The 23,231-nt window shown below is 65.9% G+C and carries 25 protein-coding genes and 2 rRNA genes; 2 read left to right on the forward strand and 25 right to left on the reverse strand.

Annotation, left to right across the window (positions count from 1 at the left end; all coding sequences use genetic code 11):
• Window positions 1–10 precede the first annotated feature (10 nt).
• The 7 genes from AB1446_12985 to AB1446_13015 form a co-directional block, all read right to left on the reverse strand.
• Entirely contained in the window at window positions 11–532 is a 522-nt protein-coding gene (locus tag AB1446_12985; GenBank protein ID MEW6547798.1) for an NADH-quinone oxidoreductase subunit B family protein, read from the reverse strand.
• Window positions 523–876: an NADH-quinone oxidoreductase subunit A gene (locus AB1446_12990; protein MEW6547799.1), complete on the reverse strand. Its 354-nt coding sequence runs from the start codon at window positions 874–876 to the stop codon at window positions 523–525. Before AB1446_12990 ends, AB1446_12985 begins: the two co-directional genes overlap by 10 nt.
• Before the next feature lie 120 nt (window positions 877–996).
• Window positions 997–1,974, reverse strand: a complete 978-nt coding sequence (locus AB1446_12995; protein ID MEW6547800.1) for a N(4)-(beta-N-acetylglucosaminyl)-L-asparaginase — start codon at window positions 1,972–1,974, stop codon at window positions 997–999.
• Between the two features lie 6 nt (window positions 1,975–1,980).
• Complete coding sequence (locus AB1446_13000) at window positions 1,981–3,180, reverse strand: amidohydrolase (protein MEW6547801.1); 1,200 nt, start codon at window positions 3,178–3,180, stop codon at window positions 1,981–1,983.
• 133 nt (window positions 3,181–3,313) lie between these two features.
• Window positions 3,314–4,024, reverse strand: coding sequence for an HAD family hydrolase (locus AB1446_13005; protein ID MEW6547802.1), 711 nt, complete (start codon window positions 4,022–4,024; stop codon window positions 3,314–3,316).
• Window positions 3,958–4,164: a hypothetical protein gene (locus AB1446_13010; GenBank protein ID MEW6547803.1), complete on the reverse strand. Its 207-nt coding sequence runs from the start codon at window positions 4,162–4,164 to the stop codon at window positions 3,958–3,960. The genes AB1446_13005 and AB1446_13010 overlap by 67 nt, the downstream gene beginning before the upstream one ends.
• A gap of 16 nt (window positions 4,165–4,180) precedes the next feature.
• Window positions 4,181–4,522 carry a hypothetical protein gene (locus AB1446_13015; GenBank protein MEW6547804.1) on the reverse strand — a complete coding sequence of 114 codons (342 nt, stop codon included), beginning with the start codon at window positions 4,520–4,522 and terminating at the stop codon, window positions 4,181–4,183.
• Between the two features lie 410 nt (window positions 4,523–4,932).
• Between AB1446_13015 and AB1446_13020 the strand changes: the two genes are divergently transcribed.
• Window positions 4,933–5,454: an ECF transporter S component gene (locus AB1446_13020; protein ID MEW6547805.1), complete on the forward strand. Its 522-nt coding sequence runs from the start codon at window positions 4,933–4,935 to the stop codon at window positions 5,452–5,454.
• Window positions 5,455–5,584: 130 nt separating this feature from the next.
• A complete protein-coding gene (locus AB1446_13025; GenBank protein MEW6547806.1) occupies window positions 5,585–5,923 on the forward strand; it encodes a hypothetical protein in 339 nt (112 codons plus the stop codon).
• Here AB1446_13025 and cutA read toward each other — a convergent pair.
• The 18 genes from cutA to AB1446_13115 form a co-directional block, all read right to left on the reverse strand.
• Window positions 5,869–6,195 carry a divalent-cation tolerance protein CutA gene (gene cutA / locus AB1446_13030; protein MEW6547807.1) on the reverse strand — a complete coding sequence of 109 codons (327 nt, stop codon included), beginning with the start codon at window positions 6,193–6,195 and terminating at the stop codon, window positions 5,869–5,871. The two genes, AB1446_13025 and cutA, sit on opposite strands and share 55 nt — an antisense overlap.
• Before the next feature lie 72 nt (window positions 6,196–6,267).
• Window positions 6,268–6,747: an RDD family protein gene (locus tag AB1446_13035; protein ID MEW6547808.1), complete on the reverse strand. Its 480-nt coding sequence runs from the start codon at window positions 6,745–6,747 to the stop codon at window positions 6,268–6,270.
• A 55-nt stretch (window positions 6,748–6,802) separates the two neighbouring features.
• A complete protein-coding gene (locus AB1446_13040) occupies window positions 6,803–7,795 on the reverse strand; it encodes an NADH:flavin oxidoreductase (GenBank protein MEW6547809.1) in 993 nt (330 codons plus the stop codon).
• The gene (gatB, locus tag AB1446_13045; protein MEW6547810.1) at window positions 7,796–9,295 is read right to left on the reverse strand and encodes an Asp-tRNA(Asn)/Glu-tRNA(Gln) amidotransferase subunit GatB; all 1,500 of its coding nucleotides are present in this window, start codon (window positions 9,293–9,295) and stop codon (window positions 7,796–7,798) included.
• The gene (gene gatA / locus AB1446_13050; GenBank protein ID MEW6547811.1) at window positions 9,292–10,806 is read right to left on the reverse strand and encodes an Asp-tRNA(Asn)/Glu-tRNA(Gln) amidotransferase subunit GatA; all 1,515 of its coding nucleotides are present in this window, start codon (window positions 10,804–10,806) and stop codon (window positions 9,292–9,294) included. Before gatA ends, gatB begins: the two co-directional genes overlap by 4 nt.
• Complete coding sequence (gene gatC / locus AB1446_13055) at window positions 10,803–11,111, reverse strand: Asp-tRNA(Asn)/Glu-tRNA(Gln) amidotransferase subunit GatC (GenBank protein MEW6547812.1); 309 nt, start codon at window positions 11,109–11,111, stop codon at window positions 10,803–10,805. The genes gatA and gatC overlap by 4 nt, the downstream gene beginning before the upstream one ends.
• A 79-nt stretch (window positions 11,112–11,190) precedes the next feature.
• Entirely contained in the window at window positions 11,191–12,138 is a 948-nt protein-coding gene (locus AB1446_13060; GenBank protein ID MEW6547813.1) for a D-2-hydroxyacid dehydrogenase, read from the reverse strand.
• A gap of 40 nt (window positions 12,139–12,178) precedes the next feature.
• Window positions 12,179–13,426 (reverse strand): FAD-dependent oxidoreductase, encoded by a 1,248-nt coding sequence (locus AB1446_13065; GenBank protein MEW6547814.1) that lies wholly within the window; start codon window positions 13,424–13,426, stop codon window positions 12,179–12,181.
• 61 nt (window positions 13,427–13,487) lie between these two features.
• Window positions 13,488–13,802 carry a ubiquitin-like small modifier protein 1 gene (locus AB1446_13070; protein ID MEW6547815.1) on the reverse strand — a complete coding sequence of 105 codons (315 nt, stop codon included), beginning with the start codon at window positions 13,800–13,802 and terminating at the stop codon, window positions 13,488–13,490.
• A 2-nt stretch (window positions 13,803–13,804) separates the two neighbouring features.
• On the reverse strand, window positions 13,805–15,610 hold the full coding sequence (locus AB1446_13075; protein ID MEW6547816.1) for an aldehyde ferredoxin oxidoreductase family protein: 1,806 nt from the start codon (window positions 15,608–15,610) through the stop codon (window positions 13,805–13,807).
• Window positions 15,610–16,083, reverse strand: coding sequence for a 4Fe-4S dicluster domain-containing protein (locus AB1446_13080; GenBank protein ID MEW6547817.1), 474 nt, complete (start codon window positions 16,081–16,083; stop codon window positions 15,610–15,612). Before AB1446_13080 ends, AB1446_13075 begins: the two co-directional genes overlap by 1 nt.
• A 133-nt stretch (window positions 16,084–16,216) precedes the next feature.
• Window positions 16,217–18,013 carry a DUF2325 domain-containing protein gene (locus AB1446_13085; protein MEW6547818.1) on the reverse strand — a complete coding sequence of 599 codons (1,797 nt, stop codon included), beginning with the start codon at window positions 18,011–18,013 and terminating at the stop codon, window positions 16,217–16,219.
• Between the two features lie 66 nt (window positions 18,014–18,079).
• Window positions 18,080–19,126 (reverse strand): acyl-CoA dehydratase activase, encoded by a 1,047-nt coding sequence (locus tag AB1446_13090; protein ID MEW6547819.1) that lies wholly within the window; start codon window positions 19,124–19,126, stop codon window positions 18,080–18,082.
• Window positions 19,111–21,318: an acyl-CoA dehydratase activase-related protein gene (locus AB1446_13095; GenBank protein MEW6547820.1), complete on the reverse strand. Its 2,208-nt coding sequence runs from the start codon at window positions 21,316–21,318 to the stop codon at window positions 19,111–19,113. Before AB1446_13095 ends, AB1446_13090 begins: the two co-directional genes overlap by 16 nt.
• 13 nt (window positions 21,319–21,331) lie before the next feature.
• Entirely contained in the window at window positions 21,332–21,835 is a 504-nt protein-coding gene (locus AB1446_13100) for a PspC domain-containing protein (protein MEW6547821.1), read from the reverse strand.
• Between the two features lie 28 nt (window positions 21,836–21,863).
• Window positions 21,864–22,289 carry a zinc ribbon domain-containing protein gene (locus AB1446_13105; GenBank protein ID MEW6547822.1) on the reverse strand — a complete coding sequence of 142 codons (426 nt, stop codon included), beginning with the start codon at window positions 22,287–22,289 and terminating at the stop codon, window positions 21,864–21,866.
• 239 nt (window positions 22,290–22,528) lie between these two features.
• A 5S ribosomal RNA gene (gene rrf / locus AB1446_13110) occupies window positions 22,529–22,645 on the reverse strand.
• A 48-nt stretch (window positions 22,646–22,693) separates the two neighbouring features.
• Window positions 22,694–23,231: ribosomal RNA gene (locus tag AB1446_13115) — 23S ribosomal RNA — on the reverse strand; the annotation flags it as partial.

The following is a 23,231-nucleotide window of genomic DNA, read 5'->3' on the forward strand; positions in this document are numbered from 1 at the left end:
CGTCGGCAACTCATACCACCTTCCCTGCCCGAGCCTTCTGCAGCAACCGGGGATCCGGCGGCAGTCCTTCTCGCAACACCTTGGCCCGCAATTGCAGGATGCCGTACAGCACCGCCTCCGGGCGGGGAGGGCATCCGGGTACATAGATGTCCACGGGGATGATCTTGTCCACGCCCGGAACCACGTTGTAACCGTCCCGGTAGGGCCCGCCGTAACATGCGCACGCCCCCACCGCGACCACCCAGCGGGGCTCCGCCATCTGGTCGTACAGGACCCTTACCCGGGGGGCCATCTTCTCGGTAACTGTGCCCGCCACGAACATGAGGTCTGCCTGCCGGGGCGAGGCCCGGAAAAACATGCCGAAGCGGTCCAGGTCGTGACGGGCCGCACCGGCAGCCATGGGCGTCTCGATGGCGCAGCAGGCCAGGCCGAACAGCAGGTACCACAGCGAGTTCTTGCGGCTCCAGTTGAGGACCCGCTTAACGTTTGTAGTGATGATCCCGGGAAGGTGTTCGCTCTCCGCTATACCCATTCCAGCACCCCTTTGCGCCACGCGTACACCAGGCCGATCACCAACACGGCTATGAACACGACCATTTCCACCAGGCCCCAGACTCCCAGGTGCCTGACCATCACCGCCCACGGATAAAGGAAGACTGTCTCGATGTCGAACACCAGGAAAAGCAGACCGAACAGGTAGTAGCGTGCGTGGTACCTTATCTGGGCATTACCGACCGACGGCTCGCCGCACTCGTAGGTGGTGAGCTTCTCCGGATAAGGACGGTGGGGTCGCAGCAACTTCCCCACCAGCATGGTAACGGGCACAAAAAGAAAACCAGCCGCCACGAAGATGACGACTTCCAGAAAACTGTCCACCTGCCCCCCACCCCCATCCTTGCCGCAACCTTCCTGCAATGACGCCGTTAGGGTTCAGCAACATCCACAGGCAAGCTTACACCCGGGCGGACCGGTATGTCAACAAAGAAGTGTGCAATTTCACAGTGAGCGCCCGCGGGTCACGGGAACGTACACTCTCTCCCTCTCCTGATAAGTTTCCATATCCTCGGTCATGAATACGTAGGTAGCGCCTGACCGGTTGGAGAACGCCATGTGGTTGCCCCACCGGTCCATAGCGACCACACTCACCGTGCTGAAGTAGCGATCTACCAGGTGGCCCAGTTCTTCCATGGCCCGTCTACCCGCCTCTTCCAGGGTCAGCCCCTCCCGGAGGTACCGCACCAGGCTGTACGCGGTGCAGGCCCTGATGGTCATCTCCCCCCGCCCGGTGCAGGCCGCGGCACCGTACCGGTTGTCCGCGTAAAGTCCCGCCCCCACCACCGGGCTGTCACCCAGGCGTCCCGGGTATTTCCAGGCCCAGCCGCTGGTGGAGGTGGCGGCGGCCAGGTTTCCTGCCCGATCAAGGGCCAGGAAATTCACCGTCCCCGGCGACGCCTTCTCGGGATCCATGGCCCATCCCACGTACTGGCGCATCTTCTCCAGGTAGGGCAGGCGGGAGGGATCCTCCACCTGCCCCTCCTCCCGCAGCATGCGCAGCCAGACCTGACGGGCTTCCTCGGTCAGCAGCTCGGTAGGTGCAAATCCCACCTCCCGCGCAAAGCGCTCCGCGCCTTCCCCCACCAGGAACACGTGGGGCAACTCCTCCATGACGCGCCGGGCAATGGAGACGGGATGGGCGAACCCCTTCACCGCCCCTACCGCACCCGTGGCCAGGGTGCGCCCGTCCATGACGGCGGCGTCCAGTTCCACCACTCCCAGCAGGTTGGGCAAACCGCCGTATCCCACCGTATGGTCGTCAGGATTGGCTTCCACCTCTCGCACCCCGGCCTCCACCGCATCCAGTGCCGAACCTCCCCGGCGCAGCACCTCTACTGCCCGCATGATACCCACCCGCCCGTTGGCGGATGCCACCACCACTCCCGCCACCATTGCTGAAACCCCTTCCTCCTTCCCCACCAGCCCCTACCTGCAGGGGCCGGTGTGGCCCGATGCCAGGTCGGCCGGCCTCTCGTAGACCAGCTTGCCGTCGATGAACACCTTCTCCACCTGGGTGAACGTGCAGAAGGGATGCCCGTTGAAGATGGCGATATCGGCGTCTTTGCCCGGCTCCAGGCTTCCCAGCCGATCGGCCACCCCCATGATCTCGGCGGCATTGATGGTGATGGCCCGGAAGGCGTCGTCCTCGGGCATCCCGTAACGTACCGCCAGGCCCGCCTGCACGGGCAGCCAGCGCGTTGAGGAGGCGGAATCCACCTGGATGGCCACCTTCACGCCCGCTTTGGCCAGAATGCCCGCGTTCTTCATGGTCACCTCGTTCAACTCCATCTTGCTGCGGCTCATGAGCAGGGGCCCCACCACGCACGGGACATTCTTTGCCGCCAGGATATCCGCGATCTTGTACCCCTCGGTGGCATGCTCCAGGGAGAAAAGCAACCCGAACTCCTCGGCGATGCGGATGGCAGTCATCATGTCGTCGGCCCGGTGGCAGTGGATGCGCACGCGGATTTCCCGGCGCAGGGCGCGGGCTATGGTCTCCCAGCGCAGGTCGCGCTCGGGGGGTGCAGCATCCTCCTTGTTGGCCGCCTGTTCCAGTTTGCGCATGTAATTCTGAGCGGAGACCAGGGCCTCTCGCATCACGGCCGCGTTCCCCATCCGCGTTGACGGAAGCTGCTTCTTGCCTTCCCCGTATACCCGCTTGGGATTCTCGCCCAATGCCATCTTGAGCGCCTCGGTGCCGGGGATCACCATCTCCTCCACCGTGCGCCCCACCAGCTTGATGGCCACCCCCAGGCCCCCGATGACGTTCCCGCTGCCGGGGCCAGTGAACACCGCCGTGACCCCCGCCGCCACCACGTCGGCAAACGAGGGATCGGCCGGGTTGATGGCGTCGATGGCCCGCATGTGGGGAGTAACCGGATTTGTCATCTCGTTGCCATCCTGGTGAGCCCACACGTGGGGCTCCCCGAACAGGCCTATGTGACTGTGAGCGTCGATGAAGCCGGGAGTGACCCAGCACCCGCTCGCATCTATCACTTCCGCCTGGGGCGGAATGGGAATGTCTTTGCCGACCGCCTTGATCTTGCCCCCGTCAATGAGGACCACGCCCCCGTCGATGGTTCCCCGCGTGATCGTTAGCACTTTTCCGCCTTTTATGACCTTCATCTGCGGTTCCCCCCAGAAGGTGTCTTCGCCCGCGCCGGGATGGCGGGGCCCGGTAAGAGTTCGGCACCCGAAGCAAAGCTCCTCCCCCCGGACCCTGCCGGTTCTGACCCTCAGCAACCCACCCCGGGCCTGCCTACAGCAGGTGGATCAGATCGAGCAGCTTGCCGCGGGCGTCGGGTTGGTAGCGCGGCTCCCCTTTGTCGCGCAGATAAGGCCCTTCCACCAGGAACGTCCTGATCCCGAGCAGGGAGGCAGCCAGGTCTTCCTGCACGTCGTTCCCTACCATAAGACATTCCTCCGGACGCGCACCCACCACGTCCAGGATCTCCCGGTAGTACTCGGGCTGCGGCTTGCAGGCGTGCATGTCCTCGTATGCGGTGATGAAGGCGAAGGGAATGTCGTCTATTCCTCCCCACCGCATGCGCTCGCGGATGGCCACCCGGGGGAACAGGGGATTGGTGGCCAGTACCAGAGTGTAGCCTCGGGATACGGCATGCTCGAGGACCTTCCGGGCTTCGGGAAGGGGACGAGCCATGTGTGCCAGTGAGGGGAACTCGTCCCGGTAAAAGGCAGTGAATATTGGATCCAGTCTCTCCCGGCCAAGACCCACCCGGGGCAAGAAGTCGCTCCAGAACACCTCTTGGTTGGAACGGGTGGGGTCGCGGTCGGAAATCATGGTCCGGGTGGAAGCGAGGATGGCATCCACCAGGGTGGACGCCGGCAGGATGCCATCGAAGCGGCGCGCCAGTGCCCCAAAATACACGGGCACGAAAGCATCTATGTCCAGGCCCAGCAGCGTGCCGTCCAGGTCAAACAGGAGCACCCGCACTCCACGCAAGTCCACATCCATCCCCCCAGCACCAGCCCCGTCAACATGTCGTCCAGCAGATCCAGGGCCTCCCGCCTGCGTACGGCCAGGCACCCCACTTCCGCCGCCACATACGGGCTCAGGTATCCCGAATACAGGGAAGAAAAAGTCGCCACGGAGCAGTCCGATCCTCTACCATAACCGCACGGAAACCTCCACGCCTCCCGGTCGCAACTCCAGCAGCGTGCGCCTGCCGCTCCTCCGGACATCGCTCCACACGCGCCATAACCCGTCCAGGCCCGGCCTGCCGGGGCGTGACCGCAGGGTGTCACCGAGCAAAGAGAACATCCATCCCGGCCCCCGCCCGAGCAGGCGTCGAAGTCCCAGGTGCAGGATCACCCCGCCGGTGAGGTGTACCAGATCGAGCCAGGACCGCACCAGATCTTCCACCACAGCCAGGGCGACCGGGATGAGGAACCGGCGCCCGCCTGGCCGGCCCACCTCGACCAGCAACAGATGGTTACGCGGCCACATACGCTCACCCCGTATGGCATCCTAACAGCCTGGCCGCGCGAGGTCAACTTCGCTGCTTGCTGCGCTGCTTGCTGCAGCCCCCCGGGCTCATCATTGTGCTATAATGCAGCCGGGTGGTAGCCTTCGGGGCTGGGTGAGGGAAGCAGCCTTCCCAATTCCCAACCGGTGGTGATGCTCCTGCCAGATGGCAGGGGACGAGCCCATCAGCCCCAGCGGTTGACTCCGGTGAGAATCCGGGGCCGACAGTAAAGTCTGAATGGGAGAGGGCACCAGGAATACGGGGCAGCACATAGGTGCACGTTAGCCTGGCTTCTTCCCCGAAGGGCTCCCTCGCAGCGGAGGGGGCCCTTCAGTTAGCAGCCCCGTCCGGGCTCCCCAATAAGGCAAAGGAAGGGGAGGAACGGTTTCCCATGTCCAGGAGTCTGTTGAAAGAAGTGGTCCTCACCGCCCTGTTCGTGGCTCTGGTGGCTATAGCCACCATGGCCATCAAGATCCCTACCGGGGCCACACAGGGCTATCTCAACGTGGGAGAAGCCGTGATCTTCTGCGCAGCTCTATGGTTTGGGCCCCGAACGGGCGCCATCGCGGGGGGACTCGGATCGGCGCTGGCTGACGTGTTGACGGGATACGCCGTGTGGGCGCCGTGGACCCTGATCATAAAGGGCACAGAAGGACTCCTGGTGGGCCTGCTCGCCCACCGCGCCTTCGTGCGCCGGCAGGCACTGTCGCCGCGCACGGTGGGTGCCATGGTGGCCGGTGCCATCTGGATGGTACTGGGATACTACCTGGCTTCCGTAGTGGTACTCCAGGGATTCGCGCCGGCACTCGCCACCATACCCGAGAACGGCCTGCAAGGGCTCGCCAGCGTGGTCCTGGGTGCCGTGCTCGTGCGCGCATTCCGCGGCGTGAAGGGGCTGGTCGGACAGCATTAACTACCCGCCCGCACGGATAAGGGAGCCCATGGCGGCTCAAAGTACAGGAGAGATGGGACTGGCGATCCGCAACGCTGCAGCAGCTCTTCAGTGACCGTCAGGCTCTCCGGTACGAAAGGAGGCGTCCGCCGTGGGCGAACGCTACCAGCGCATATTGCAATTTCTGGAGGGGCGGTCGGCCCACCTGCAGGCCAGGCTGGCCAATCTGGAAAGCAACCTCACCTGTGTGGTGGACCACGTTGCTGCGCCTGCGATCCAGGCTCCCTTCCTGACCTTCACCCTCTCTTCGCCCCAGGCCGGCACAACCGTTACCCTCAAGGAAGAAGAAATCGCGGAGGTGAAATCCATGCCGGACGGGCGTAGCCTGGTGGTGCGCATGGACGACGGGACCGAATTCACCCTCACCGCCTGCGCTCAGGTGGGCCGCAGCTCGGAGTTCATCCAGGAGGCATATGCCAGCTCCACCTGATCCAGGGGGATCACCAGGAAGGCGGGCACCTGGTAGCTGTGGCGGCTCTTGATCTCATCCCGCAGGGCGGGAACGAGATCCATCCTGGTCTTCAAAACCAGCACCGCCTCGGTGGCGTGCTCGAGGTTACCTTCCCAGCGATAGACGGATTTGACGCCGGGAAAGACGTTCGCACAGGCGGCCAGGCGGGCGGAAACAACCGCCTCACCCAGCCGGACCGCCTCCTCTTCGCTGCCCGCCGTGACGTATACCAGACAGTACCTCGTGGACAATCCCGTGCCTCCCACCTCGTCCCCTGCCCGCAACGCCAGGGGCTCCACCCAGCGGCGGCGGGCACCGACCCATCATGTGCGCGGACCCTGCTGTTGCTGGGTTTGGGCGAGTGCCAGCTTTTCCGTCTCCACCACCTGCGTGTTGGCCAGCCTGTCACCCAACCGTCTGCCCTGGGGATCGACGAGTACCAGAACGATTTCGATGATCCCCAGGATGCATCCCACCACGGCACCGGCCACCCATCCTACCAGGGGGACCACGCCGAGGAGGGTCCCCAGGGCCAGGGTAATGTTCCGTTTCGCAGAAGTAACCAGGTCGATGTCGCCGCCTCCCAGATTCGCGACCTCGAGCCCGAGCAGCTTCTTGCCGATGCTACGGTTCTTCCACTGGGCGTCTCTGGTGATCTCGTACACCAGGGCGTCCTTGGTCAGCGTGTAAGCTGCCCCCACCAGGGCACCCACAACGGGGATGAATCCGGGGGCACCGGCAATGATGCTGTCAATAAGTGACGCGAGGAAACGCTTGAAGAGATCGGCCTTGGGAAAGGTCATGGTCATCTCCTCCCTCCCGGTCAACCCATTCCCCCGCTCCCTCACCCATACACCGTCAGGAACTGCCGAGGGACGCAATGGCCTTGCGGGCCCAATCGGGATCAGCCAGGAGCGCCCTGCCGATCCCCACCAGGTCGGCCTTGCCCGCGCGCACGATCCCGTCGGCGAAGAAGGGATCGGTGATGCCGCCCGTCACCACCACCGGGACCTCCACCACCCTCTTGATTCCTTCCGCCAGGGGCACGAAATATCCGGGCGGGGCCCCGGGCGGCCGTGATCCCCCCAGGCCTCCGGAGACGTCCAGCACGTCCACGCCCGCTTCCACCAGCCAGGGTGCCACCACCTGGCTTTCCTCCAGGGTAAGACCACCGGGAACGTTATCCGCGGCCCCCAGCCGGTACAGCACCGGGAAGTCCGGCCCCACGGCCCGGCGCACGGCCCGCACCACTTCCAGAGGAAAGCGAGCCCGGTTCTCCAGGGAACCGCCGTATCCATCCTGACGGCGGTTGGTGAGGGGAGAAAGGAACTGGTTCAGAAGGAAACCGTGAGCACCGTGGATTTCCACGGCGTCGAACCCGGCCAGGCGCGCCCGGCGGGCCGCAGCACCGAACGCCTCGACGAGGGAAGGCAACTCTTCCGCACCCAGAGCCCGGGGAGCGCATCCCGACCTGGGGTGGGGAACCTCCGAGGGACCCACGGGCCGGGTGCCGCACACCTCTTCCGTGGTGGCACCCCCCGCATGGGTAATCTGAATGGCCACCCTCGCCCCCGTCTCGTGAATGGCATCCACCAGCGGGCGGAAGGCGTCCACCAGCCCATCGTGGTGGATGCCCAGTTGGGTGCGGGTGAGCCGCCCCCGGAGTTCCACGTAACTGTGTTCGACGATGACCAGACCCACGCCCCCCCGGGCCCGGGGCAGGTAATGGTCGAGATGGCGCCCGGTCGGCTCGCCCTCCGGGGTGGCCACGTCCGAGGCCATGGGGGGCATGACGATGCGGTTGCGCAGCACGAGTCCCCTGTATTCCAGCGGCGTAAGGAGCCCTGCCATCTATACCCCCTCCGTCCCGGGCAGTCCCAGGCGGTCGCGGAGCAGGCGGTTCACCACCTGGGGGTTCGCCTTACCCCGGGTGGCCTTCATCACCTGCCCCACCAGGAACCCCAGGGCCTTTTCCCTTCCCTTGCGGTAGTCTGCCACCACGGCCGGGTTCGCCGCGATGGCCTCTTCCACAGCCCTCTCGATGAGGGCCTCATCGCTCACCTGCTCAAGTCCTTTCTCGCGCACTATCTCCGGGGCCAGGCGCCCGGTCTGGCACATCTCTGTGAAAACTTGCTTGGCCACCCGCATGTTGATGGCACCCCGCTCCACCATGGCCAGCAGTTCGGCCAGGGCCGCAGGCTGCAGCGGAATCTCCTCGGGCTCCAGGCCACTCTCGTTCAGGTACCGGCGCACTTCCCCCATCACCCAGTTGGACACCGTCTTGGGCTGGGGATAGACACGTACCGTTTCTTCGAAGAACTCGGCCAGGGCCCGGGAGGCGGTGATCACGGCGGCGTCGTAAGGTGGCAGACCGAATTCCCGGATGTACCTCTCCCGCCTGGCATCTGGCAACTCGGGCAATGACCTTCTGATCTCTTCTATCCAGGCCGGATCCAGCACCAGGGGCGGCAGGTCGGGATCCGGGAAGTAGCGGTAATCGTGGGCGTACTCCTTGGTGCGCAGGGTGTGAGTGCGCCCCGCCCCCTCGTCCCAGTGGCGGGTTTCCTGCTCCACCTCCCCGCCGGACTCCAAAACCTCCACCTGGCGGGCGATCTCGTATGCCAGCGCCCTCTCCACCCCCCGGAAAGAGTTCACGTTCTTTATCTCGGTGCGGGTCCCGGCCTCCTGTCCGGGCCGCCGCACGGAAACGTTGATGTCGCACCGCAGGGATCCTTCCTCCATGCGACAGTCGGATACCCCGCAGTACTGCATGATGGCCTTGAGTTTCTCCAGGTACAGGCGGGCCTCTTCCGGAGTACTCATATCGGGCTCAGACACGATTTCCACCAGGGGGATCCCTGCCCGGTTGAAGTCGACCAGGGAGTAGCGGGCCGTGACAATGTCATCGGCGGCATGCATGGACTTGCCCGTATCCTCCTCCAGGTGCAGGCGCCGGATGCGTACCCGCTTGGACCCTTGCCCGGCCGGAATCTCCAGGTACCCGTCCCCGGCCAGAGGCAGGTCGTACTGGGATATCTGGTAGTTCTTGGGCATGTCGGGATAGAAGTAGTTCTTGCGGTCGAACTTGCTGTAAGTGGCCACCCGGCAGTTAAGGGCGAGAGCGGCCTTCACCGCCAGTTCCACCGCCTGCCGGTTTGGGACGGGCAAGACCCCGGGCAGGCCCAGGCACACCGGGCAGACCTGGCTGTTGGGCGGGGCTCCGAACCGGGTGGAACACGGGCAGAACATCTTGGAGGCAGTAGAAAGCTCGACGTGAACCTCCAGGCCGATGACCGCCTCCCAGCCCGCCGGCACTCCCGTCTCCCGGGGACGCACGCTGACTTCGTTCACCGCCGCTCACCCTCCCGTTTCCGCCAGGGAGCCCCGGCGGTGGCCTGCTCGAACGCATGCGCCGCCTGCAGGATGGTGACCTCGGCGAAGGGCGGTCCCATGATCTGCAGTCCCACCGGGAGACCCTCGCTCTCCCCGCACGGGATGGATATGGCCGGGATGCCCGCCAGGTTCACAGGAATGGTGCACACGTCAGCCATGTACATACTCAGGGGATCCTCTGTGCGCTCCCCCAGCCTGAATGCCACCGTGGGCGAGGTGGGGGCAAGCAACAGATCGTAACGGGAGAAAGCCTGTTCGAAGTCACGTTTGACCAGGGTCCTTACCCTCTGGGCCTTCAGGTAATAGGCGTCGTAGTAACCCGCGGACAGGGCGTACGTACCCAGCATGATGCGGCGGCGCACCTCGGGTCCGAACCCCTGCCGGCGGGTGCGGGAGTACATGGCGGTGATGTCGCCGGCATCCACCCTTAGCCCGTAGCGGACCCCATCGTAACGGGCAAGGTTGGACGACGCCTCCGCCGGGGCCACCAGGTAGTACACGGCCAGGGCGTACTCGGTGTGGGGGAGGGAACATTCTTCCACCACACAGCCCAGGTCGCTGAACACCCGGAGGGCGGCGTTGACAGCTTCCCGCACCCCGGGCTCAATCCCCTCTCCCATGTACTCGCGGGGCACCCCCAGGCGCAATCCCCCCACGTCTCGCCCCAGCGCTTCCCGATAGTTGGGTACGGAGACTTGAGCCGAGGTGGCGTCGCGGGGATCGTGACCGGCGATGACTTCCATCACCAGGGCACAATCCTCGACGGTGAGGGTAAGCGGCCCTATCTGATCCAGGGACGAGGCGAAAGCCACCAGCCCGTAGCGGGACACCCGGCCGTAGGTGGGCTTCATACCCACTACTCCACAAAAAGAAGCCGGCTGCCGCACCGAACCCCCGGTGTCGGACCCCAGGGCAAAGGGTACCAGGCCGGCGGCCACCGCCGCCGCCGAACCGCTGGAAGACCCACCCGGTACCCGCGTGGTGTCCCGGGGATTACGGGTGGGGAAGAAGGCGGAGTTCTCACCCGAGGAACCCATGGCGAACTCGTCCATGTTGGTCTTACCCACCAGGATGGCACCCGCCCGGGCCAGCCTGTGCACCACGGTGGCGTCGTACGGGGGCACGTACTCCTCCAGAATGCGCGAGGCACAGGTGGTGCGCAAACCCCGGGTGCAAATATTGTCTTTGCATGCGTACGGCACCCCGGCCAGCACCCCGTCCGCCTCCGCCGCGGCCTCACGCGTCCCCGCCCGCATCCCGCCAGGACCGGCCGCTCCCGCACCCCGTTGCCGGGCCCGCGCCAGCTCCTCGTCGATCCGAGCCGCCCGCTCAAGGGCCCGCTCGCCGTCCAGGCTCAAGAAGCAGCCCAGCAGGCCATCAAGCCCGGCGATACGACTCAGGCACGACTCCACCAACTCGCGAGCGCGCAACTCCCCTTTCCGGATGGCGTCCGCCGCTTGCGCGATCACGCCCCATCACCATCCGCGTCACCCACCCGGGGAACCCGGAACAGTTCGCCCACCCGGTCGGGAGCACCCGCCAGCGCTTCGCCGGGATGAAGCCCGGGCTCCGGTCGATCTTCCCGCAGGGGAGTGGTCATCCCCTGCAGGGCATGGAACGTGGGAGGAATGTCCTCCGTGCTAACCTCCCTCAGCTTCTGCATGTAGTCCAGGATGCGGCCCAGTTGCTCGGCCATCGCCTGCTTCTCCTCGCCGGCCAACTCCAGCCGCGCCAGCCAGGCCACGTGCTCCACTTCCCGAACGCTTATGGGCAAATACCCACCCCCCGGACGAACATCCGAGTCCACAGTCTTTCATATCTTACCACCCGGACAGCGGCGCCCACAACCGCCCTCAATAGCCACGCTGCTTGTCCACCACGTTCAAGAGGGGCTCTCCCGCGAGAAAACGGCGCAGGTTATCCACGAATATCTCCAGGGCCCGCTCCTCGTAATCCTCCATGCTGCCGCCCATGTGGGGCGTGAGGACCACGTTGGGCAGGCCCCAGAGCTCGCTCTGGGGAGGCAAGGGCTCGGTGGCGAATACGTCCAGCCCCGCCCCCGCAATCCACCCTGCTTTCAGGGCCGCCACCAGGGCGGGTTCGTCCACCACCTCTCCCCGGGCTACGTTGATCAGGCAGGCGGAGGGCTTCATGGCCTTCAGTTCGCGTTCCCCGATCATCTTCCGGGTTTCCGCCGTAAGAGGCACGCACAGGACCACCCAGTCGGCGCGGCCCAGCATGCGGTGCAGGGAGTCCGGCCCCGCTACCTCTTCCACGCCGGGGACGGGACCCGGTGCACGCCTGATGCCCAGGACCCGCATGCCGAACGCGACGCCCTTGCGGGCTACCTCTACCCCCACCGCCCCCAGACCCAGCACCAGCAGCGTCCCGCCTGCCAGGACCCGGCCTTCCCGCCTTTCCCAGCGCCGAAAGCGCCGGTCCTCCCAGAAGTCGGGCAAACGGCGGGCCAGAGCGAGCATGAGGGCGAAGGTGTGCTCCGACAGGGAGTGCGCATGCAGACCCCGCGAACAGGTAACCAGCACGGGGCTGGATACCAGTTCGGGAGTGAGTAGCCGGTCCACCCCGGCGGCAGGCGCGTGCACCCATTTAAGGCGCCGGGCCCGGGCTGCAGCCGGGCCGCTCAGGCGCGTACCGTAGATCACGTCTGCCTCCTCGACCAGTTGCTCTGCCGCTTCCCTGGTATCAGCCCTCAATACCCGGATCCCGGGCGCCACAGCCTCGATGGCCGCGGCCCCACGGTCGCTCAACCTGCTCAACGCCAGTACTGTCAGTTCCACCATGGCCTCACCATCTCACCAGATTCAGGGTCCCATTATCGAGTCAGCGGTGAGCGAAACAGTGGCGGCGCACGTAGGCAGCGTGGAGGCAACCGCGGCGGAAAGCATCGGCCAGGCCGGGGGCGGGCTGCTCCGACTGGACGTAGGCCATTACCACCCCAGCCCCGGTGAGATCCCCCACGAAGATGGCGCCCACGGCCCGGTCCCCCTGCATCACCAGCTTGCGGTAGAAGTCGGAACCCCGTACCTTCACCTCTTCATAGCCGTCGCCGCGGGGGGCCACCAGACCACCGCTGATGATCCTGATGTCTCCCAGGCAGAGAGCGTTGCGCCCAATCCCTCCCCAGAAGGCCTGGCGGGGTCCCCGCACCATGTTCGTCCCCGCCACCCGACCCTGGGCCACTGCATTGGGCCAGAGGGCGTTAACCCGGGCCTCGCCGCGGGAGGGATCGTACACCTCGGCCACATCCCCGGCCGCGAACACGCCGGGGCAGGAGGTCGCCATGTTCTCATCACACACGATGCCGCGGTTGACCCGCAAACCCAGGTGACGGGCCAGGGCCGTCCGAGGAGCAACGCCCTTACCGACCACGGCCAGGTCGCAGGTTACCGCCTGCCCGTCGGAAAGCTCGGCCACCAGGCCATCTCTCCGGGCCGAGAACCCCACCACGTCCACCCCGGTGATTACGGTGACACCGTGGCGGGCCAGCATTTCCCCCACCAGGTGGCCCGCTTCCGCGTCGAGAGCCTGGGACAGGACGTGCCGGGAGGTAACGGCCATGGTCACCCGCACCCCCCGCCCGAGCAGGCCCTCGGTGGCCTTGAAGCCGATCATACCGCCCCCGATGACCAGGGCGCTACTACCGGGCCGGGCGCGGGCGGCGATGGCCTCGGCATCTGCCAGTGTACGCAGGCTCAGCACGCCAGGCAGGTCGGCACCGGGAACCTCGAGGCGGACGGGTTCGGAACCAGTGGCCAGCAGGAGCCGGTCCCACTCCAAACTGGTCCCGTCGTCCACGTCCACCCATCCGCCCTCTCCGCCGCGGCGCACGGCCACAACCTCCCGGCCCGCCAGCAGGGTGATGCCGCGGTCACGGTAGTCTTCTGCGCGCGCCAGGAACAGGGCGTCCTTTCCGACCTCCCCGGCGATGAAATACGAGGTCAACACCCGGGAGTAAAAGGGATGAGGCTCATCCGTCAATACGGTCACGTGCGCCTGAGGGTCAAGAGACCTGATGGTGCACGCAGCCGTGAACCCGGCCGGCCCGTTCCCCACGATGACATGGCGCATGAGCCTCACCTCCCATCGACCGCCCGGAACCGGATCAGCCCCCTCCCGACCCCCGGCGGGATCACGGGCTTCGCCGCCCGCCCGCACAGGACACCGGACGGCCACCTGCCACGGGGGGGATCAGGGTCACCGTGTCCCCCGCCTCCAGGAGAGTATCCAGGCCCTGCAGGAACCGTATGTTGCGACCATTCACCAGCACGGCGATAGTTTCCTGCAAGTCCCCCGTCGGCGTGAGCAGGCGACGGCCCAGTGCCTCTCCATACGTCCTCACGAGGAAGGAGAGCACCTCGCCCACCGAGGAGGCGTGCACCGTCAGGCGGGACGTGCCCGTGACCTCTCTAAGGGTGGCGAAAAGCTGGACCTGTACGGCCGCCACGGCTACCACCTAAGCCCGAGGCGGGCCAGGGTTGCCTCCGTGGGCCGGCCTTCTTCGTCCCATCCCCGGAGCCGATAGTACTCGGGCAGCATCAGGTCGATGCGTGACACCTGACCCCGGGCCGGTCCCTCCGGCATGGGTTCGGAGAGCAGGCGCGGCGCCAGGGTATCGTCCGCCCGGGTGAAACCCGCCTTGAGGTTGAACATGCGCTCCAGGTTCCAGACGCGCTCGCCGGCCAGCAGGCCGCTTTCGGCGGTGTAAGCCTCGCCGGTGGCAGCCGCCAGCAGGTCCGCGATCTCTGGGACCCCGATGGCGAAGGTGACGAACAGGCACAGCCCGCTGGAATCGACCAGGGCGGTGGCGTCCTGGAACGTCTTAACCCAGAAAGCCTTGTTATCGGCCACCAGGGGATCCAGCTTTTCGGGGATGCCCAGCACCTCCGGGGCAATGGTGTACCCGCGCACATGGCACCCACCCCGGTTGGAGGTAGCGTAGCTGAGCCCGATCCCCTGGACCGCCCGCGGCTCGTAAGCGGGGTACTCCTGCTTCTTGGCGGTCATGGCCAGTTCGGGATGACCGAACTCACTGGCCATGCGGTAGGACCCCTCCGCCAGTAGGTTCCCGATTCCCTCCCGGAACGCAGTAAGCCGCACCCCTTCCACCAGCAAATGGCCGTCTCCCCAACGCAGTTCCCGGCCCGCCTGCTCTTTGCTGAGGTAACCGCGCTGGTACAGTTCCATGGCGCACGCCAGGGTGGCCCCGTAGGAAATGGGGTCAATACCCATTTCGTTGCACTGCCAGTTGGCATGGGTTACGGCCGCCAGGTCGGACACGCCGCAGTCGGCCCCCAGCGCCCAGGCTGCCTCATACTCGGGGCCCTCACCTGCTCCCCGGTACGGACCGGAGGGGATCGCCGTGGGCCGCCCGCACGCCATGGAACACGCGAAGCACGCCTTCTTGCGTACCAGGTATTCTTTGGCCAGCGTTTCGCCGCTGATGCGGTCCGCCTCAGGGAAGACCCCGGTCTGGAAGTTGCGGGTCGGAAACGCTCCGTGGGCGTTGATGACGTTCACCAGCACCGCGGTACCATAGGCGGGCAGGCCAGCGGACGTGACGGGGTGGGTCAGGATCTTCTCCATGGCCCGCTTCCGGGCCGCCTTGAATGCTTCCTTATCGGCCACCCGCACCGGCCCGGTGCCCCGCACGGCAATGGCCTTCAGATTCTTGGAGCCCATCACGGCCCCCACGCCCGACCGCCCGGCCGCCCGGCTCCTGTCATTCACCACGCAGGCGATCCTGACGAGACGCTCACCAGCGGGGCCAATGCAGGCCACCTTAGCCTCCGGGTGGGTTCGGGCCCGTACCGCGTACTCCGTCTCGGAGACCGTCTTGCCCCACAGCCCGTCGGCCGGCCTGATCTCGGCCTTGCCGTCGTGGACCCAGAGGTAGACGGGGGCGGCCGCCTTTCCCGTAACGTATATCAGGTCGAACCCGGCGAACTTAAGCTCCGGTGCCCAGTAGCCGCCCGAGTTGGAGGCAGCTATGGCCCCGGTGAGCGGGCTACGGCAGAGTACGTTGTACCGTCCCGCCGAGGGAGCATACGTGCCCGTCAGTGGGCCGGTGGCGAAAATGAGGGGGTTCTCCGGCGCAAAAGGATCGACATCATAGGCGCCGGCATCGTACAGCAACTTGGACCCCAGGCCGCGGGCGCCCACGAAAACGTGGAGGTCGTGGGGGCAGAGTTCTTCCGCCGTCGCGGTCCCTGCGGTAAGGTCAACCCGCAGCATCCTGCCCGTCCAGCCGTACATCACACCCTCACCCCCTTCAAGACCCCAGCCAGCCGCCGCGCCACCTCCCGGCGCCGGGCCAGAGCGGCATCATTCGGTTCCACGTACTCCAGTGCACCCCACGGGCAAACGGCCACACACTGGGGGTCGCCCTTGCACAGGTCGCACTTCTGCATCTTGCCATCCACGTCCACGTGGACCATGGTGCCGAAGGGGCAAGCCATCACGCACATGCGGCATCCCACGCAGCGGGAAGTGTTTACCTCCAGGGCCCCCGTCTCCAGGTTGCGGGTGATGGCCCCCGAAGGGCAGGCTTCCTGGCAGGCCGCCACCTCACACTGCTCGCAGATGATGGGCACGAACACGTCGTCCTCCGGAAAGATGCCTACCGTCAGGCGGGCCTTCAGCGGATGAAACACGCCGTCCTGGTGGAAAGTGCAGGCCAGTTCGCATAACCTGCACGCGGTGCACCTCTCCGGGTGCACCACCAGCATCCTCCGCACCACCCTCACGCTCCCCTTCTGCCCATCTTGCAGCCGGCCCAAAAATCAAGGGAGCCGCCCATGCGGCTTCTTTGCTACACGGCAGGCGGACCCTCAAACATCTGGCTATTCAGTTCGCCATCGGTCAACCCGGTTCCTGCCGAACAGGGAGGAGGGCACCTGCCAGGCTGCGCACCAGCGCCCCCGCCCCCAGCTCGTTGCAATACACCAGCTTCTTGGTGAACTTCTCGCTGGCCTCCCGCACCAGGTCGGAAGCCTTGTGGCTCATCCTGCTCGTCACCAGCACGATGATGTCGGCCGTGCGCACCTTGCCGGCGAGGGGCCGCAGGCCCTCGAAGCCACTGTGCCATTCGAAAATGCCGCCCCTCTGCTCCACCGCCTGCCGGTACCACTGCTCCTGCCCGTCCCCGCCCACCACCAGGATGCGCCAGTCTTTGAGCCAATCGCCCGGGAACAACTCCTGGGTATCGGCTTCCGGTGCGGCGGGAGCCTTCCGGCGTACGGTCCGAACCCGGCGCAGGCGGATACCGGGCGCCGGCACGGGGTTTTCCGCCCGGTGTACCTGCACCACCCGTGCCCGTACATCCCCGGGCCGGGCACCCTCGGGGACTTCGATGGTCACGGGGTCGCCCTCGGCGGCACCCACCGCCTGTGCCTCTCCAGGCGCCAACAGCCACTCCTCTCCATCGAGCGTGCGCACCACGGGCTCTTCTCCCAGACGCAGGTACCCCAGCACGGTTCTTCGCTGCACACGCCCGGTGAGGTACACGCGCACGCCCCCGGCCGGGGAGGCTGACAGCCCCACCTCGTCGCCCTCCAGGAGGCGCAATCCCCGGGCCAGATCATCTGGGAGGGCAACCCGAACACCCCCACAGGATATCCCCCACCCCTGCTGGAACTGGACCGGGCCCGTGATGGCCGGGGGCACCGAGCGCACGATTCGCTCCAGATCGGTCACCAGCCTGTCCAGCACCTGAGAGGAGTCCGGACGCCTTGGCACCCGCACCGCCTCGGTATCCCGCTGCGCAAGCCGGGCACGCAACTGGTCGATCTGGGTATCCCGCGCCTCCAGTTCCCGGGTGAGGGCAGCCACCTGTCCCTCCAGATCCTGCACCCGGGCGCTGAGTTGGGCGCAGCTGGCCTGGTACCCCTGGGCCTGGGACTCAGCCTGAGCCAGAGCGGCGGCCAGCTCTGACACCCTACCCTGCAGGGCCAGGGGCTCTTGGAGTTCCTGGCACAACCTGTCCGTCTCACCCCGCAGGGCCTCAAGCTGGGATACCAGTTCTCCCTTCTCTCTCTCCAGGCGGCGGGCCGCCTCCATCCATCGCGCCTTCTCCTGTTCACGCTGGGCCAGTTTCTGTTCGAGAGCCGCCACTTCTTTCTCGAGCCGGGCGATGGTCTGGTCTCGCTCCTGTAGCAGGCGCCGCTGCCGCCTCTCGCGTTTGGCCAGTTCCCGCTCTACCTTATCCGTCCCGGCCGGAGGTGGCGTGGGGGCCTCTTCCCCCTTATCCTCCGCCTGGGCACGAGCCCAAAGGGAAGGGGCCAGCTTCTGTACGGTGATCCGGTCGTCCAGTTCCAGACAGAGGGCAACTGCCGGTGCCCCCCAACGCTCCACCCACCCCGGAATATGAGATCGCAAGGCAGCCACGGGCAAACCCTCGATCATCCAGACCAACTCGTGCACGTGGCTCAAGATGGCGTGGAGCAGGGCCGGGCGCAGGTCGGCCTGACGCGCCCAGGAGACAGCCAGTTGCCGGGCCAGCAGCCTGGCAGGAGCCGTTTCCAGGCGCCAGCCCTTCACCGACACGCCCAGGTCGCGCGCGAGCCCCGCCAGCACGCTGCGGGGCAGGCAACCCAGCAACAGCCTGACCTCGACTTCATTCAGCCGTCCCCAAATGCCCTCTTCGCTCCCCGCTGACACGCTCTCTCCCCCCGCTGGCGGCGCCAACCGCCACTCGAGCTCTCCCGGGACTCCAGGGGCGCCCGACTACCTTCGCGCCCCCATGATTGCGCCGGCATCACTCAAAAGACGCAGGGGGGCTTCTTCGTTACTGTCTCGCCCCGCCGAGGACAGGGAAAGATCCTCCCACTTTCCGCACCGGGAACCCCACCGGCTGTGCAGGCTACCGTCTATGTACAGCTCGTTGATCTCGCACAGGTTGGCGCAGTCCCGGCAGATGAAACTGCGGGGCAGGCAGGAGAAGGCGGCGATGCGCTCCGCCCCCCGGAACGCGGACGTGCGGGGGTTGCTGAGCATATCCTGCCGGGCAAGCAGGGCCGCACCCAGGGCTCCCATCACCTTGAAGTGCCGCGGCACCCTGATAGGCATCCCCAACTGGGTTTCCAGGGCTGCACGGATACCCACGTTGGCAGCCACTCCGCCCTGGAACAGCACTATGGGCTCGATGCGCTTGCCGCGGGCCACGTTGGCCAGGTAGTTGCTGACCAGGGCAATGCACAGCCCGGCGATGAGATCTTCCCGGCGGTAACCCATCTGCTGTTTGTGGATGAGGTCAGACTCAGCAAAAACGCCACAACGCCCGGCAATGCGCACGGGGCTGCGCGACCTCAGGGCGTATTCCCCGAATTCCTCGATGGGCACCCCCAGGCGGCTGGCCTGGTGATCCAGGAAGGAACCCGTACCGGCCGCGCACACGCTGTTCATGTTGAAGCCCACGGGGACTCCCTGGCGGATGAAGATGATCTTGGAGTCCTGCCCGCCGATGTCGATGACGGTGCGCACGTCGGGCTCCACATGCCGGGCCGCGGTGGCATGGGCCGTGATTTCGTTCTTGACGCAGTCCGCCCCTACCATAATGGCAGCCAGCAGGCGCCCCGAACCGGTAGTCCCCACGCCGGTCACCCGCAAGCGCTCACCGAAACGGGACCAGACTTCCGCGAACCCGCGCTGGATGGCCTCGATAGGGCCTCCTGCGTTGCGCAAGTACGTGGAAAAGAGGACCTCTTCCCTGTCGTCGATGACCACCACTTTGGTGGTAAGGCTCCCCACGTCCACCCCTATGTAATGCGACATACCACCTCACCCCGCCGGTCCGGAACCCAGCTGGAGCGGCGCACACGCCGCCGTTCCTCCAGGAGGTCCAGGAACGCCTCCACCCTGGTAATCATGCCCGCCTCACCCGTCTGCTCACTCATGATGAAGGTCAGGATGGGGATGTCATGCTCGTCGGCCGCCTGCACCAGGACGTTCTGCGCCACTATCTCGGGCATGCACGTGAAAGGCATCAGGTGGAGGACCCCGTCCATCCCCTCGCGGGGGGCCAGGACGGCACCCCCCACGCTCTCGGCGCCGTGACCCCCCACCAGTTCTCGCAGGTAGGGATGCCCGGCATGACGGACATACTCTTCCCTCCGCCGCAGGTTACGGTCACAGAAGACGTGCAGCCGGAACCAGTCCGAGGCGCAGAGTTCCCGGTGCACCCACACCCTCTGCTCCACCCGGGTTCCCACGATCTTCTCCAGATCCTTGTTCACCAGGGGCTCCAGCAGGACGTATATCTCCCCCACCACCCGCACATGGAGGGGATCCGTGTCCAGGGTGGGGAGGGCGTCCAGCTCGGCCCGGAAATCGTCCCACGCCCGGTTTATCTCCCGGTAGCTGGAGGCCCGATCCAGACCGACCAGGAAGCGCTGGTAGACCCGGTCCGCCGCTCCCCTTTCTTCCTCGAAGGCCCGCCACCTGCGCAGCAGGCGTTCGCCCTCGTCCATGAGCACCACCTTGCGCCACCCGAAGCGGAAGGCCCTTATGATCCGGGGCCAGGAGGCTCCCCCGGCCACGTGCTTGACCACCCGGGCGAAGGAACCCCAGTTGGTGCGCAGGGGAAGGGGAGAATTAAAGGAGGGCATCTCGAACTGGTAGCCGTACCGGCGCAAGAGCAACTCCTGCACCTGGGCATACCAGCCCAGCCGGCACTTCCCCTTGCCCATAACCATGAGGATCATGTTGGCTCCCCGATCGAGCAGGTGGCGCATCTCCCCCAGCAAAGTAACCATAGGGAAGCAAATGAACTCGGGAGCCAGTTCCTTGCCCAGTTCCACCGTCTCTTTGCCCAGGCGGGGAAGCCTGACCACCTCCACGCCACACTCCTGGAGCATGGCGCGCACCCCCACGTCCAGGCTACCCATGGTGATCACGCCCGCCTTGAGCTGGCGTGGCTCGGGCCCCCGTTGGGGTAGGACGGTGGTGTGAAGCAGGGGGGAGACACGCAAGGTCCGGCTGTCCGCTACGGGGGACGTATCAATGAATGCTTCCAGCCGCGTCACCAGTCCCGCTTCCCCCGTCTGCTCGTCCAGCGTGAGGACAAGCAGGGGAATCCCGTGCGCGTCCGCCTCCTCCTGTATGAAGTTTTCCACGATGGACATGGGCCCGCATTCGAAGGCCTGGACGAGCACCAGCTTGTCCACCAAGCCTCTGCGTAACCAGTGGAGCACCGCCCCCAGCAGGTGTCCCTCTATGTACCACATTTTCTCGCCCTCGAAGATCGTGGCCATTTCCCGCCGGGCGGCCAGGTCATCCACCATCTCGCACGTGAGCACCTGCCCGTACTCCCGCAAGCGACCCACGATGTCGTGACCGATCAGGTCGTAAAGTATATAAGCGTGGCCCGCAACGCCGATGCGCAGGTACGGATCCCGCCGCGCCTGGGCCGAGTATCGCCGCGGCCGGGGCAGCTCTCTCCCCTCCAGACGGGCGATGGCCTCGGGGACGGTCATCCCCTCGCTGCACAGCCGCCGGAACAGGGCCTGCTCACGCTCGGCCGCTTCCAGCGCCGTCCGCACCCGCCCGGGATCACCCACCCCGAGGCGGGCCGCCACTTCGTGGAAAGTCTGCTGCCAGGTGGCCGGGCGGTCCTTGCGGTCCACCACGGGTGCCAGCACCACCTGGTCGGCCAGCCCCAGACCCACCCTCACCATGTCCGTTATCCCGATCATCTTCGGACACAGGTAGTTGGCTGGATCCACGCTCACCAGGTAAGGCAGGAAAAAGAAGTCCACCCGCGCCGACCGCAACCAGGCGGCGTGAGCGAAGCACATCTTCACCGAAACGCAGGGCTCGTCTGTGGGACACGCCTGCATGAGGTCCAGGGTGCGGCGCGAACTTCGCGGCGAGAGGACCACCTCGGCCCCCAGTGCCCCGAGGAAGCCCCGGAAGAAGGGATAGAAGTAGTAATACGAAAAGGCGCGGGGGATTCCGACCCTCGCCATCTTCTGCCTCCCATCAGGTGACCTTCCGCACGCCCCGCCAGAGGATAACTGCTCCCAGGAGTATCAAGATGGCGGGCCACCAGGATACGCTCAGCCGCAACCAGAAGTTCCAGTCCAAGAAAGGATAATGCGTGCGGAGCATGTGGCCGACTCCCGCCATCACCAGCCAGTTGTACACCAGCACCATGGCCCCCACCGCCACCAGACCCCATCCCAGCAGCCGGATGGTGCGCTGGCGCACGCCCTCGTCTTCCGGACCCGGTCCTGCTCCCTGACCCGCCTGACCCGATGGCGCCGGGGCGGCCGCGCTCGCCGACGGGCGTGCTTCCTGGAAGGCAGGTTCTTCGGGCATCAGGATGGCGGCCACGATGTAGGCTATGATGCCCGGAAAAGACGTGAGCGAGAGCAACACCCAGATGACCCGCACCAGCACGGGATCCACGTGGAAGTAACGGGCGATGCCACCGCAAACCCCCAATAGGACCCTGTCCCGGCGGGAACGGTACAACCTGTTCATCCTGCGGTTTCTCCTCTCCCCGCCCCGCTCAGTTCAACGCCTTACCGCACTGGCTGCAGAAGCGATCCTGCGGACCCACCGGGTTACCGCACTGCGGGCAGTACCGCGCCTTTTCCGCGGCGGAGTCGCCTGCCGCCTGGGCACCTGCCTCCTCCTTTGTATCTGCCTGGGCCCGCAGAGCCGCGATCTCGGCTTCCTTCGCCCTTATCTTCTCCACGACCTCCTGGACCCGATTGCACAGGTCCATCACTTCGGCAGGTACTTCCCGACCCTCTTCGTACTGGCTGTATATCGTCTTCCCTATCTCCTGCCAGAGGTCGTCCCGCTTGCCCGCCAGCCGGGCTATGTCCAGCCGCAGTTTGGCCACCCTGGCCATCTCTTCGGACTCCCGGGCTACCACCCGGGCACCCTCTTTCAGGGTACGGCCCAGTTTGTCCAGGAAATCCTTAGCCATGCTCGCTCCCTCCTTCTCGACCATCCGTCCGGCACAGGCCGAACAGCACGCCACGAGGGTGCCGCGTTACCAGTTTACGGCTACCCTTGCCCCCTGTCAAATGAACCGCCATCCCCGCCACATCCAGGATATCTGATCCTCCACCGGGTATCGTGCCCCGGCGGCGCGGAGGCCCAACACGGCGGCCCAGCGATGAGAAACCCCCGCGGGGTTCGTCCCGCGGGGGTTTTGCGAAAGTTTCCCGGCACCGACCTACTCTCCCAGGCGGTCCCCCGCCAAGTACCATCGGCCCTGGAGGGCTTAACGACCGTGTTCGGCATGGGAACGGGTGTGACCCCTCCGGTATGGGCACCGGGAAATCCTGCACCCTCAAAACCACACAGTGGACACCAGACCAGCCCCGGAAGGCTCAAGCCCTCGGTCTATTAGTACCGGTCAGCTCAAGGCATTCCTGCCCTTACACCCCCGGCCTATCAACCAGGTAGTCTACCTGGGACCTTACCAGCTTACGCTGTGGGAGGCCTAATCTCGGGGAGGGCTTCGCGCTTAGATGCTTTCAGCGCTTATCCCACCCGGACATGGCTACCCGGCTTCTGCCGCTGGCACGACAACCGGTACACCAGAGGTCCGTCTGCCCCGGTCCTCTCGTACTGGGGGCAGCACCCCACAAGCCTCCTGCGCCTGCGGCGGATAGGGACCGAACTGTCTCACGACGTTCTGAACCCAGCTCACGTACCGCTTTAATGGGCGAACAGCCCAACCCTTGGGACCTGCTCCAGCCCCAGGATGCGATGAGCCGACATCGAGGTGCCGAGCCTCCCCGTCGATGTGGACTCTTGGGGGAGACCAGCCTGTTATCCCCGGGGTAGCTTTTATCCGTTGAGCGACGGCCCTTCCACTCGGTACCGCCGGATCACTAAGCCCTGGTTTCCCACCTGCTCG

It is taken from the genome of Bacillota bacterium (genome assembly GCA_040757085.1).
GTDB lineage: Bacteria > Bacillota > Sulfobacillia > JACIYH01 > JACIYH01 > JACIYH01.